The sequence below is a fragment of the Streptomyces sp. SD31 genome (genome assembly GCF_052068475.1).
Taxonomy (GTDB): domain Bacteria; phylum Actinomycetota; class Actinomycetes; order Streptomycetales; family Streptomycetaceae; genus Streptomyces.
Window position 1 is genome coordinate 269,588 of sequence record NZ_JBQHCX010000013.1, and the last position, 13,207, is coordinate 282,794.

Below are 13,207 nucleotides of genomic sequence, written 5' to 3' on the forward strand. Positions count from 1 at the left end.
CATGCGCGGTGAACTCAATGAACGGAAGGGTGACCGCCCTCACACGGCAAGGGATAGTCACCGCATCGCTGGAGTACGACCCCCGCTCCCCGGGGCGCGCTTCCCCGTCAGCGAACCCCCACCCCGGACGTGAGCCGCACGCCGGTGATACCGACGAAGACGTCAAGGAGGGCAGCCGTGGCCGCCGCCAAATCCCCCGATACGGCACCTGCCGCACCCGTCGCCAAGCGGGACCGCACGCACTACCTCTACATCGCGGTGATCATCGCGGTGGCCCTCGGTATCACCGTGGGCCTGGTCGCGCCCGACTTCGCGGTCGAGCTGAAGCCCATCGGAACGGGCTTCGTGAACCTGATCAAGATGATGATCTCGCCGATCATCTTCTGCACGATCGTCCTCGGCATCGGCTCGGTACGGAAGGCCGCCAAGGTCGGTGCCGTCGGCGGTATCGCGATGGGCTACTTCCTCGCGATGTCGCTGGTCGCCCTCGGCATCGGACTCGTCGTCGGCAACATCCTGGAGCCGGGCACGGGTCTGCAGATCACCGACGCCATCAAGAACGCCGGTCACGAGCAGGTCGACGCGGAGGCCAAGGACACCACCGAGTTCCTGCTCAGCCTCATCCCGACCACGATGGTCTCCGCCTTCACCTCGGAAACGGTCCTGCAGACCCTGCTCGTCGCACTGCTCGCCGGTTTCGCGCTCCAGGCCATGGGCTCGGCCGGGGAGCCGATCCTGCGCGGCGTGCAGCACATCCAGCGGCTCGTCTTCCGCATCCTGGCCATGGTGATGTGGGCCGCCCCCATCGGTGCCTTCGGCGCCATCGCCGCCGTCACCGGGTCCGCCGGCGTCGACGCGCTCAAGCAGCTCGCCATCCTGATGGTCGGCTTCTACGTCACCTGTTTCCTCTTCGTCTTCCTCGTGCTCGGCGCGCTGCTGCGGATCGTTGCCGGTCTCAACATCTTCACGCTCTTCAAGTACCTGGGCCGCGAGTTCCTGCTGATCCTGTCCACCTCCTCCTCCGAGTCCGCGCTGCCGCGGCTCATCGCGAAGATGGAGCACCTGGGTGTCAGCAAGCCGGTGGTCGGCATCACCGTCCCGACCGGCTACTCCTTCAACCTCGACGGCACCATGATCTACATGACCATGGCGTCCCTGTTCATCGCCGACGCCATGGGTACGCCGATGTCCATCGGCGAGCAGATCCCGCTGCTGCTCTTCCTGCTGGTCGCCTCCAAGGGCGCCGCCGGTGTCACCGGTGCGGGTCTGGCCACGCTGGCCGGTGGCCTCCAGTCGCACAAGCCCGCCCTGGTGGACGGCATCGGCCTCATCGTCGGTATCGACCGCTTCATGAGTGAGGCCCGTGCCCTGACGAACTTCGCGGGCAACGCCGTCGCCACCGTCCTGATCGGCACCTGGACCAAGGAGATCGACCGCGGGCGCGTCGACCAGGTGCTCGCCGGTCAGCTCCCGTTCGACGAGGCGACCCTCCAGGACGACGGCCACGGCGCCCCGGCTGCCGAGCCGTCGGAACAGGGCGACGAGAAGGAACTCGCCAAGGCGTAGGCGCGACGCCGGGCGAGCCGCGGACGACTCGGGGCTCACCGCCCCGACACCCCTCGGCACCTCCCGCCCCTCCTCACTCCGGACGTCCGGCCCCTCCTGAACCGGGGCCGGGCGTCCGGCCGTCGCACTCCGGGCGGCTGGGATGCTCCCCCGTCTCCCAGCCGCCCGGTCCGCGTCTGTCCACCCCGGCCCCGCATCAGGCGCACGGCAACCGCCGTGCGCCTGAGGGCATGACCGGAAGCTTGCGTGCCTGGTCCCGGGGCCGTGCTCCTCACGACCGACGTCGCTCCGGCTCAGCCGGCCATGGGGCGTGCCTACGAGAGCATGGCCCGCCCCCGAGCGTGGCCCAGGGCCGATCGTGCCGCGCGGCGGGAGTCGACCGTGCGGTCCCGTACGTCAGCCGGCCCTTCCGAGGGTCTCGGCGACGGCCTTCGGGAGCCACTGTCGGGCGGGTGTGAAGCGGAACCCCAGGCGTGTGGCACGGGAGTTGTCCATGCCGTAGGCGCGGGTGAAGGAGAGCGGCGAGACTTCGCCGACCTCGACGTGCCGGAAGACCGCCGTGCCGTCCGGGATGTGCGCGGCGATCGCGTCGCACAGGTCGCCGGTGGTCAGCAGGCCGTGCGAGGCGGCGTTGACCGGGCCCGTGAAGTCCTGGCCCACCGCCCAGAACAGGAAGTCGGCGATCTCCTCGACATGGATGTACGTCGCCGGCTGGTTCACCACCGGCACGGCGATCGGCGCGCCGGCGCGGATGCGGTCCGCGTAGTACGTCATGCGGCCCGTGAAGTCGTCGTCGCCGCCCAGCACATGGGCGACCCGCACCGCCGCGTACGGCAGGTCCGGGCCCGCGGCGAGGACGGCCTCCGCCTGCCGTTTCCCCTCGCCGTAGTGGCGGTCGAGGAACTCCGGGTCGTCCCAGGGCAGTTCGAGGTCGACGGTCACGTCCAGCGGATCCACGTCCGTCTCGCGCACGGGGGCGATCGAGTCCTCGTACTCGTACACCTCCACCGTCGACGTCAGCACGTAACGACGGGTGCGGCCGGCGAGGACCCGGCGGGCGATCTCCGCCTGGCGCGGTGTGTAGCAGACCTGGTCGACCACGACGTCGAACGTCCGTGAACCCAGCGCCGCCGTCAGGGACTTCTCGTCGCTGCGGTCGGCGACGAGATGGACGGCGCCCGGCGGTGGCGCCGACGATCCACGATTGAGAACCGTCACCCGGTCCCCGGCCGCCAGCAGTCGCGCGATCAGCCGCTTGCCGAAATAGCGGTTGCCGCCGATGACCAGTACCTCTCGTCCCTTTCGCATGACCATAATTCTCCTGGCCCCGCACCGCGTCCTGAAGGGGAAGACATGGGAGATCAGGCCACCGTGCCGAAAGAACCACGGCATCTGCGCCCAGCCACCAGCGAAACACCGGTGGCCTTCGACGCCCTGGACCGGCAGATCCTCGAACTGCTCCAGACCGACGGCCGGATCAAGCTGAGCGAACTGGGCCGCCGGGTGCGACTGAGCCCGGCAGCCGTCACCGAGCGCGTACGGCGGCTGGAGGCGGCGGGCGCGATCACCGGATACGGCGCCCAGGTCGCCCCCGCCCGGCTCGGCTACGGCATCCAGGCCTTCATCCGCGTCAACCCGCACGGCGGCTACACCCTCAAACACCCCCGCACCCTGGAGCTGCTCGACCGCCCGGAGATCATCGAGGTGCACCACGTCGTCGGCGAGGACTGCTGGGTCCTCAAGGTCGCCGTCGAGGACACCGTCCACCTGGAGGAGGTCCTCGAACAGACCTCGGCACTGGGCCGTACGACGACGTCGATCGTGCTGTCCTCCCCGGTGCGCGGAAAGCCGCTCCTGCCGCGGTTGCCCTGACGTCGGCGTCAAGGATTACGTTCGTACGCATGCGAATCGGCGAGCTGGCCGCACGGGCCGGGACCACGACGCGCACGTTGCGCTATTACGAGTCGCGAGGGCTGCTGCCCGCGCGGCGCAGCGGCAACGGCTACCGGACATACGACGAGAGCGACCTGAAGCTGCTCCGGCAGATCCGGACGTTGCAGGACTTCGGGTTCGACCTGGAGGAGACGCGGCCGTTCGTGGAGTGTCTGCGGGCCGGGCACCCGGAAGGCGACACATGCCCCGCCTCGCTCGCGGTCTACCGGCGCAAGCTGGACGAACTCGACGCGTTGATCGGGGAGTTGCAGACCGTGCGCGCCAAGATCGGGCTGCGGCTCGCGCTCGCCGAGGGGGAACCACCGTTGTGCGAACTGGGAGGGCAGGAGCTGTGATCAAGGCGGCGGGCGTGGCAGAGGTGACGGACGCGGACTTCGAAGCGGAGGTGATCGGCTCCGAACTGCCGGTGCTGGTGCAGTTCACGGCCGAGTGGTGCGGCCCGTGCCGCCAGCTCGCGCCGGTCCTGAGCGCCATCGCCGGCGAGGAGGGCGACCGGCTGAGGATCGTCCAGCTGGATGTGGACCGCAATCCGAACACCACGATCGCGTACGGCGTGCTGTCGACGCCGACGCTGCTGGTGTTCCGGGGCGGTGAGCCGGTGAAGTCGATGGTGGGCGCGCGGCCCAAGCGCAGGCTCCTGGAGGAGCTCGCCGACGTGCTGTGACCCGGCCACCGCTCACTTCGGATGCAAAGAAATCCCCCGGGCAATTGCGCCCGGGGGATTTCTCTGCGTATATTCAATGGTTCGCGACTTCCAGTCGGATTGGGCCCGACGAAGTCGCGGTGAAGTCCAGTGAGCACACTATATCCGGGCGGGAGCGGAATTGTCAAACACCGAATTGCACGACGGTGAAATGCGACGCGAGCAGGAATTCATCGACTTCCTGTACACGCGCGTGGACGCGCTGCGCGGCGACACCGAGGCCTCCGTCGGGGACGCGCTCGCCCAGGGCGACACGCCCATGCAGGCCCGGCTGGAGCGGGACATCCTCGTCGCCGAGCGCTCGGGGCTGCTCGCCGCGCTGAACGCGGTGGACGGCTCGCTCTGCTTCGGCCGGATCGACCTCGCCTCGGGCGCCCACCACCACATCGGCCGCATCGGCCTGCGCACCGACGACGCCGAGCGCACACCGATCCTGATCGACTGGCGGGCCGATGTCGCCCGCCCCTTCTACCTGGCCACCGGCCACACCCCGATGGGCATCAGGCGCAGGCGGCACATCACCACCAGCGGCCGTACGGTCACCGCCCTGCACGACGAGATCCTCGACCTGGGGGACCAGGAGCGGACCGGCCACGAGGACCCGACCGGCGACGCCGTGCTGCTGGCCGCCCTCGACGCCGCGCGCACCGGCCGCATGCACGATATCGTGCAGACCATCCAGGCCGAGCAGGACGAGATCATCCGGGCACCGCACCGCGGAGTGCTGGTGGTGGAGGGCGGCCCCGGCACGGGCAAGACTGCGGTCGCCCTGCACCGCGCCGCGTATCTCCTCTACGAGCACCGCGAACTGCTCGCCAAACGCGCCGTCCTGATCGTCGGCCCCAACCCCGCCTTCCTCGGCTACATCGGCGAGGTCCTGCCCTCGCTCGGCGAGACCGGCGTCCTGCTGGCCACGGTCGGCGAACTGTTCCCCGGCGTGAAGGCGACCGCGACGGACACCCCGCAGGCGGCCGCCGTGAAGGGGCGGGCGGAGATGGCCGACGTGCTCGCCGCCGTCGTACGCGACCGGCAGCGGCTGCCCGACCCGGTGATCGCGATCGAGCACGACCGCGAGGTCCTGATGCTCGACGACGACCTGGTGAACGTGGCGCGCGAGCGGACGCGGGCCGCGAAGCTCCCGCACAACGTGGCGCGCGAGCACTTCGAGGGCTACATCCTCAACACGCTCACGGACATGGTCGCCGAGCGCATCGGCACGGACCCGTACGACGGCGGCAACCTCCTCGACCCGAGCGACATCACCCAGATCCGCGACGAGCTCGCCGAGAACCCCGAAGTCTGGTCCGCCATCGACCAGTTGTGGCCGGTGCTCACCCCGCAGCGGCTGGTCGCGGACTTCCTCGCCGACCCCGAGGGATACGTCCGTGACGAGGACGCCGCCGCCATCCGCCGCCCGGTGACGCGGGCATGGACGGTCGCGGACGTGCCGCTGCTCGACGAGGCGGCCGAACTGCTCGGCGAGGACGACCGGGTCGCGCGGGCGCGTGCCGAGCGCGAGCGGGAGACCCAGATCGCCTACGCCCAGGGCGTGCTGGACGTGTCGTACGCCTCCCGGACGTACGAGTTCGAGGACAAGGAAGACAGCGATCCCGACAGCTCCGAGGTGCTGTCGGCGCACGACATCATCGACGCCGAGCGCTTCGCCGAACGCCAGGAGGAGGACGACCACCGCAGCGCCGCCGAGCGTGCGGCGGCCGACCGTACCTGGGCGTTCGGGCATATCATCGTGGACGAGGCGCAGGAGCTGTCGCCGATGGCGTGGCGGCTGCTCATGCGGCGCAGCCCGACCCGCTCGATGACGCTGGTCGGCGACCCGGCGCAGACGGCCGAGGCGGCCGGTGTCGGCTCCTGGGCCGGGATCCTGGAGCCGTACGTCGAGGACCGCTGGGACCACACCCGCCTCGGCGTCAACTACCGCACGCCGGCCGAGATCATGGAGCTGGCCGCGGCGGTGGTCCGTGCCGAGAACCCCGGGTTCGAGCCCCCGAGTTCGGTGCGCTCCACCGGCGTACGGCCGTGGATCCGCGCCACCGACGACCTGCCCGGCGCCGTGGCCAAGGCGGTCGTGGAACTGACCCCGGCGGAGGGGCGGCTGGCGGTCATCGCCCCGCGCGATCTCCACCGGTCGCTGGCCGCGCGGCTGGACGGCGTGACGGCGGGCGCGGAACCCGACCTGACGCGGGCGGTCGTACTCCTCGATCCGCGCCAGGCGAAGGGGCTGGAGTTCGACTCGGTGCTGGTGGTGGAGCCTGGGCTGTACGGCACGGCGGACCTGTACGTGGCGCTGACACGGGCCACACAGCGGCTGGGGGTGCTGCACACGGGGCGGTTGCCGAAGGCGCTCGCCACCACCTGAATTGACCTCGCCCCCGCCGCCCCTACCCGTCCCATCCCAGGGGGCTCTGCCCCCTGGACCCCCGCTCCTCAAACGCCGGAGGGGCTGGATTTCAGCCTGTCCGGCGTTTGAGGACGAGGCCCGTTCAGGGCCGAAGCGGGGGTCTGGGGGCGGCAGCCCCCAGGGGACGGTGGGGGTCCCCCCTCTGGGGGAGGGTAGGGGCGGCGGGGGCGAAGAACTAGGCGGGGCGCAGCCACACCGTCGCCAGCGGGGGCAACGTCAGGCGGATGCTCGCCGCGCGGCCGTGCCACGGCTGGGCCTCCGGCTTGATCGCGTCGGGGTTGATGACATCACTGCCGCCGTACTTCGCCGCGTCGGTGTTCAGCGACTCGTGCCAGGCCGGGACGTCGTCCGGAACCCCGAGACGGTAGTCGTGCCGGACGACCGGCGACAGATTCGACACCGCCAGCAGCGGAGCGCCCTCGGCGTCGTAACGCAGGAACGCGAACACGTTGTCGTCGGCCGCGTCGCCGACCACCCACTGGAAGCCGGACGGGTCGGTGTCCCGCTGCCAGAGGGCAGGGGTGTGGCGGTAGACCGTGTTCAGGTCGCGGACCAGGTCCCGCACGCCCCGGTGGTCGGGCTCCGCCCCGTACGCCGGGTCCAGCAGCCACCAGTCCGGGCCGTGCGCCTCGGACCACTCGGCGCCCTGCGCGAACTCCTGCCCCATGAAGATCAGTTGCTTGCCGGGGTGCGCCCACATGAAGCCCAGGTACGCGCGGTGGTTGGCGCGCTGCTGCCACCAGTCGCCCGGCATCTTCGACACCAGCGACCGCTTGCCGTGGACGACCTCGTCGTGGGAGATGGGCAGGACGTAGTTCTCGCTGTAGGCGTACACCATCGAGAACGTCATCTCGTTGTGGTGGTACTTGCGGTGCACCGGCTCCTTGGCCATGTACTCCAGCGAGTCGTGCATCCAGCCCATGTTCCACTTCAGCCCGAAGCCCAGGCCCCCGAAACCGCCCGGCCCCGCCACATGCGTCGGGCGTGTCACACCGTCCCAGGCCGTGGACTCCTCCGCGATCGTCACGACCCCCGGCACCCGCCGGTACAGGGTGGCGTTCATCTCCTGGAGGAACGCCACCGCGTCCAGGTTCTCCCGGCCCCCGTGCTCGTTCGGCACCCACTGGCCCGGCTCGCGCGAGTAGTCCAGGTAGAGCATGGAGGCGACGGCGTCGACCCGCAGCCCGTCGATATGGAACTCCTCGCACCAGTACGTGGCGTTGGCGACCAGGAAGTTGCGCACCTCACGGCGACCGAAGTCGAACTCCAGCGTCCCCCAGTCGGGGTGCGCGGACCGCAGCGGATCCTCGTGCTCGTACAGCGGACGGCCGTCGAACTCGGCCAGCGCCCAGTCGTCGCGCGGGAAGTGCGCCGGCACCCAGTCCATCAGCACGCCGATCCCGGCCTGGTGCAGGGCGTCGACGAGGAACTTGAAGTCGTCCGGTGTGCCGAGGCGGGCCGTGGGCGCGTAGAAGCCGGTGACCTGGTAGCCCCAGGAGCCGCCGAAGGGATGCTCGGCGACCGGCATCAGCTCGACGTGGGTGAAGCCCAGATCCTTGACGTAGGCCGGGAGCTGCTCGGCCAGTTGACGGTACGTCAGCCCCGGTCGCCAGGACGCCAGGTGGACCTCGTAGACCGAGAACGGCGCCTCGTGCGTCGGCACCGACCCGCGCCGCTCCAGCCACGCCGCGTCACCCCACTCGTGCTGCGAGGCGTGCACGATGGACGACGTGTCGGGCGGGGCCTGCGTACGGCGGGCCAGCGGGTCGGCGCGCAGTGTCTTCGAGCCGTCGGGCCGGGTGATCTCGAACTTGTACAGCTCGCCCTCGCCGATGGCGGGCACGAACAGCTCCCAGACGCCGGAGCCGCCGAGCGAGCGCATCGGATATCCCGTGCCGTCCCAGAAGTTGAAGGTGCCGGCCAGGGACACGCCGCGTGCGTTGGGCGCCCACACCGTGAACCGGGTGCCGGTCACGCCCTGGTGCGTCATCGGCTCGGCGCCGAGCGCCCGCCACAGCTCCTCGTGCCGTCCCTCGCCGATCAGATGCAGGTCGAGCTCGCCCAGCGCGGGCAGGAAACGGTACGCGTCCTCGGTCTCCTGGACAGCCCCCTCGTACTCCACGAGGAGCCGGTAGTCCTCCGGTACGTCCCGCAGCGGCAGCAGCCCCGAGAAGAACCCCTCCGCGTCGTCGTGCAGCTCGGCCCGCAGGCTGCCCGCGACGACGGTGACCGACAGGGCGTACGGCCTGAAGGCCCGGAAGGCGACACCGCCGGGCACGGGGTGCGCGCCGAGGACGGAGTGCGGGTCGTGGTGGGTGCCGGTGAGGAGCCGGTCGCGGTCGACGGCGTCGAGGGCCGGGGATACGGCCACGTCGACGGGGGCGGACGGCTCGACGGGGGGCGACGGCTCGACGGGGGCGGCCTTCTGCGCGGGGATCTTCTTGGGCGCCGTCGCCTTCTGCGCGGGGATCTTCTTGGCGGCGGCCTTCTTCGGCGCCGTGCTCTTCGATGCGGCCGTGCTCTTCGGCGTCGTCGTGCTCTTCGCGGTGGTGGTCTTCGCGGCCGTCTTCTTGGCCACGGCCTTCTTCGCGACGGCCTTCTTGGCGGCGGCCTTCTTCGCCGGCGCCTTCTTCGCGGCGGCTTCCTTCGCGGCCGTCTTCTTGGCAGCCGTCTTCTTCGCCGCGCCGGCCTTCGTCGTCGCCTTCTTCGCTGTCCCCTTCTTCATGGCCTCCGCGGCCTTCTCGGCGGCTTTCACCGTCTTCGTCGTCGCCTTCTTCGCGACGCTCGTCTGCTCAGCCGGCTTCTCGGCCGTCTTCTTCGAATCCGAACCGCTGGAGGGAGTGGAGCGGGGGGTCACGGGCGGGGCCTCCTAGGCGAAGGTGGGGATGGGGGCGTGGCGGGGGACGGGATCGCGGAGTCCGCGGCGAGGCGACGTATCGCGGACAGCGGTACGGGGAGCCAGTCGGGGCGGTGGCGGGCCTCGTAGACGACCTCGTAGATCGCCTTGTCGGTCTCGTACGCGCGCAGCAGCACCGGATCGGTCCGCGGATCGGCGCCGCCGGCCTGCGCGTACCCGGAGCAGTACGCGGCCCGGCAGGCGTCGGCCCAGCCCGGTACCGGAGGGTCGGCCGAGTGGGCGGCGTAGTCGAAGGAGCGCAGCATTCCCGCGACGTCCCGCACCGGCGGCTGCGGCATCCGCCGTTCGGCCAGCGGCTTCGACGGCTCGCCCTCGAAGTCGATCAGCCACCACTGCCCCGCGGGCGAGCGCAGGCACTGCCCGAGGTGCAGGTCGCCGTGGATGCGCTGGGCGGTCCAGGTGCAGCCCTCGGCGGCCAGGTCGGCCAGCGCCGCGAAGGCGGAACGCAGACCGGGCGCGTACGGCCGCAGCGCGGGCACCGCCTGGGTGGCCTCGTCCAGCCGCTCGACCATGCCGTCGACCAGCTGCTGCACCTGCGCGTGCCCCAGGGTCACGGTCGGCAGCGTGCGGGCCAGCGCCATGTGCACCTCGGCCGTGGCGCGCCCGAGCGCCCGCGCCGCGGCGGCGAAGTCCTCGCCCTTGGCCAGCTCGCGCAGCGCCAGCTCCCAGCCGTCCGCCGCGCCCTGCACGAAGGGCTGGAGCACGCCGAGGACGTACGAGTCGCCGGACAGTTCCGCCCGGATCCACGCCGTCGGCGCGGGCACCCGGTCGCAGCTCTCGCGGGCCAGCGCCAGCGGCAGCTCCAGATCGGGATTGACGCCGGGCACGATGCGGCGCAACAGCTTCAGGATGAACGTATCGCCGTAGACGACCGACGAGTTCGACTGCTCGGAGGTGACCAGGCGCGGCACCAGGCCGGACCGGATCTCCTGGCTCTCGTCCCGCTCGAAACGCAGCGTGCCGATCCGGGCCCCGGTGCGCAGCGCCTCCAGGAGCAGCTCGGTGGGGCGGGTGTCGTACAGGGCGTCGTACACCGTGCGTCCGGCGAGCGGGCCCTCGGCCACGTGTCCGATCAGCGCGGGCGCGAGCCGCGGCGGCAACGCCTCGCGCTCTCCTATGAGGAGCTGGTAGCAGTCCGCGGGCTGCTCGGGGGCGCCCGGCAGGGGCGCGAGCGGCTGATGGGCGCGCACCAGCAGGTGGTACAGGCCCAGCTTGCCGCCGGGCGGCAGCAGCTCGGTGGCCGCCACCAGCGAGAACCCGGTGACCGGACGCCCCTTGCCGGCGAACCATCGCTGCCGTGGCAGCCACTCCCGCAGAAGTGGGTCCAGCGACGCGAGGAGGCTGGGAGGGGTGGTAAGGGTGCGGGTGACGGCTTTCGACATGGCGTCACGTCCTTTCCCCGGGCCGGTCGGGGTGTCACTGATGCGTGCCCCGGGCGGGGCGGGAGAAACCGCCCCGCCGGGCTGTCAGGCGGCGTCCTTGCGGAGCCGGAACCAGTAGAAGCCGTGGCCTCCGAGGGTCAGCAAGTACGGCAGCTCACCGATGGCCGGGAATCGCACCCCGCCGAACAGCTCCACCGGATGCCGCCCGTTGAACCGCCGGAGATCCAGCTCCGTCGGCTGGGCGAACCGCGAGAAGTTGTTCACGCAGAGGACGAGGTCGTCCTCGTATTCGCGCAGGAAGGCGATCACGGCCGGATTCGACGACTGGAGTTCGGTGTAGGAGCCGAGTCCGAATGCCGTGTTCTGCTTGCGGATCTCGATCATGCGGCGGGTCCAGTGCAGGAGCGAGGACGGGGAGGCCATGGAGGCCTCGACGTTCGTCACCTGGTAGCCGTAGACGGGGTCCATGATCGTGGGCAGGAACAGCCGCCCCGGGTCGCTCGACGAGAAACCCGCGTTGCGGTCCGGGGTCCACTGCATCGGCGTGCGGACGGCGTCGCGGTCACCGAGCCAGATGTTGTCACCCATGCCGATCTCGTCGCCGTAGTACAGGATCGGCGAGCCGGGCAGTGACAGCAGCAGGGCGGTGAACAGCTCGATCTGGTTGCGGTCGTTGTCCAGCAGCGGGGCCAGCCTGCGCCGGATGCCGATGTTGGCGCGCATTCGCGGGTCCTTGGCGTACTCCGCGTACATGTAGTCGCGCTCTTCGTCGGTGACCATTTCCAGGGTCAGCTCGTCGTGGTTGCGCAGGAAGATGCCCCACTGGCAGCCGGAGGGGATGGCCGGGGTCTTGGCGAGGATTTCCGAGACCGGGTAGCGGGATTCCCGCCGTACGGCCATGAAGATCCGCGGCATCACCGGGAAGTGGAAGGCCATGTGGCATTCGTCGCCACCGCTTTGGAAGTCGCCGAAATAGTCGACGACGTCTTCAGGCCATTGGTTCGCTTCCGCCAGCAGCACCGTGTCGGGGTAGTGGGCGTCGATCTCCTTCCGCACCCGCCTGAGGAACTCATGGGTCGCGGGAAGGTTCTCGCAGTTCGTGCCCTCTTCCGCGTACAGATAGGGCACGGCGTCGAGCCGGAATCCGTCGATTCCCAGGTCCAGCCAGAACTTCAGCGCGGAGAGGATCTCCTCCTGCACGGCCGGGTTCTCGTAGTTGAGGTCCGGCTGGTGGGAGAAGAAGCGGTGGAAGAAGTACTGCTTGCGGACCGGGTCGAAGGTCCAGTTGGAGGCCTCCGTGTCGACGAAGATGATGCGGGCGTCGGCGTACTGCTTGTCGTCGTCGGCCCACATGTAGTAGTCGCCGTAGGGGCCGTCGGGGTTTTTCCTCGATTCCTGGAACCACGGGTGCTGGTCGCTGGTGTGGTTCATGACGAAGTCGATGATGACGCGCATGCCCCGCTGGTGGGCGGAGTCCACGAAGTCCACGAAATCGGCGAGGTCACCGAATTCGGGCAGCACGGAGGTGTAGTCGGAGACGTCGTAGCCGCCGTCCCTGAGCGGTGATTTGAAGAAGGGCGGCAGCCACAGGCAGTCGACGCCGAGCCATTGCAGGTAGTCGAGTTTTGCGGTGAGGCCTTTGAGGTCGCCGACACCGTCGCCGTTGCTGTCCTGGAAGGAGCGGACCAGGACCTCGTAGAAGACGGCGCGCTTGAACCAATCCGGGTCACGATCCTTGGCAGGCGTGTCCTCGAAGGTGTCCTGAACGGGCTCGTTGACGATCATTTTGTGGGTGACCCTCCGATCTGCGGGGTGGACGGTCGCAGGACGGTGAGGATGTGCGCGGGACGAGTGCCCGGTTCGAGACGCACGTAATTCGCCCTGCCCCAGTGATAGGTCTCGCCGGTGAGCTCGTCGCGCACCGGCACCGACTCGTGCCAGTCCAGGCCGAGTTGCGGCATGTCCAACGAGACCGTGGCCTCCTGGGTGTGGTGAGGATCGAGGTTGGCGACCACCAGAACCGTGTTCGAACCGCTGCGCTTCGAGTACGCGATCACCGCTTCCTGGTCCGCGTGATGGAAGTGGAGGTCGCGCAATTGCCGCAGGGCCGGATTGGCTCGCCGAATGGCGTTGAGCTGGGTGATCAGGGGGGTGATGGTGCGACCTTCGCGTTCGGCGGCGGCCCAGTCGCGGGGGCGCAGCTGGTACTTCTCCGAGTGGAGGTATTCCTCGCTGCCGTCGCGCAGGGGGGTGTTCTCGCACAGTTC

10 protein-coding genes are annotated in these 13,207 nt (G+C 70.0%); 5 read left to right on the forward strand and 5 right to left on the reverse strand.

Annotation, left to right across the window (positions count from 1 at the left end):
• The first annotated feature begins 177 nt into the window (after positions 1–177).
• A complete protein-coding gene (locus ACTMVF_RS27650; RefSeq protein ID WP_441273801.1) occupies positions 178–1,566 on the forward strand; it encodes a cation:dicarboxylate symporter family transporter in 1,389 nt (462 codons plus the stop codon).
• Positions 1,567–1,962: 396 nt separating this feature from the next.
• On the opposite strand, the gene ACTMVF_RS27655 is transcribed toward ACTMVF_RS27650, so the two are convergent.
• Positions 1,963–2,874 carry an NAD-dependent epimerase/dehydratase family protein gene (locus ACTMVF_RS27655; protein ID WP_441273802.1) on the reverse strand — a complete coding sequence of 304 codons (912 nt, stop codon included), beginning with the start codon at positions 2,872–2,874 and terminating at the stop codon, positions 1,963–1,965.
• A gap of 45 nt (positions 2,875–2,919) precedes the next feature.
• Between ACTMVF_RS27655 and ACTMVF_RS27660 the strand changes: the two genes are divergently transcribed.
• The 4 genes from ACTMVF_RS27660 (at position 2,920) to ACTMVF_RS27675 (ending at position 6,599) form a co-directional block, all read left to right on the forward strand.
• Positions 2,920–3,438: an Lrp/AsnC family transcriptional regulator gene (locus ACTMVF_RS27660; RefSeq protein ID WP_441273803.1), complete on the forward strand. Its 519-nt coding sequence runs from the start codon at positions 2,920–2,922 to the stop codon at positions 3,436–3,438.
• Between the two features lie 29 nt (positions 3,439–3,467).
• Positions 3,468–3,854 (forward strand): MerR family transcriptional regulator, encoded by a 387-nt coding sequence (locus ACTMVF_RS27665; protein WP_403332913.1) that lies wholly within the window; start codon positions 3,468–3,470, stop codon positions 3,852–3,854.
• Positions 3,851–4,183 (forward strand): thioredoxin, encoded by a 333-nt coding sequence (trxA, locus tag ACTMVF_RS27670; protein ID WP_441273804.1) that lies wholly within the window; start codon positions 3,851–3,853, stop codon positions 4,181–4,183. Before ACTMVF_RS27665 ends, trxA begins: the two co-directional genes overlap by 4 nt.
• 190 nt (positions 4,184–4,373) lie before the next feature.
• Positions 4,374–6,599 carry a HelD family protein gene (locus ACTMVF_RS27675; RefSeq protein WP_441273805.1) on the forward strand — a complete coding sequence of 742 codons (2,226 nt, stop codon included), beginning with the start codon at positions 4,374–4,376 and terminating at the stop codon, positions 6,597–6,599.
• A 217-nt stretch (positions 6,600–6,816) separates the two neighbouring features.
• Here the strand turns inward: ACTMVF_RS27675 and glgB are convergent, their stop codons facing one another.
• The 4 genes from glgB to ACTMVF_RS27695 form a co-directional block, all read right to left on the reverse strand.
• A complete protein-coding gene (glgB, locus tag ACTMVF_RS27680) occupies positions 6,817–9,498 on the reverse strand; it encodes a 1,4-alpha-glucan branching enzyme (RefSeq protein WP_441273806.1) in 2,682 nt (893 codons plus the stop codon).
• Positions 9,495–10,940, reverse strand: coding sequence for a maltokinase N-terminal cap-like domain-containing protein (locus ACTMVF_RS27685; RefSeq protein ID WP_441273807.1), 1,446 nt, complete (start codon positions 10,938–10,940; stop codon positions 9,495–9,497). Before ACTMVF_RS27685 ends, glgB begins: the two co-directional genes overlap by 4 nt.
• Before the next feature lie 84 nt (positions 10,941–11,024).
• Positions 11,025–12,725 (reverse strand): maltose alpha-D-glucosyltransferase, encoded by a 1,701-nt coding sequence (gene treS, locus ACTMVF_RS27690; RefSeq protein WP_441273808.1) that lies wholly within the window; start codon positions 12,723–12,725, stop codon positions 11,025–11,027.
• Positions 12,722–13,207: alpha-glucosidase C-terminal domain-containing protein (locus tag ACTMVF_RS27695; protein WP_441273809.1), on the reverse strand; the 486-nt coding region annotated here is incomplete at its 5' end. The genes treS and ACTMVF_RS27695, both read right to left, overlap by 4 nt.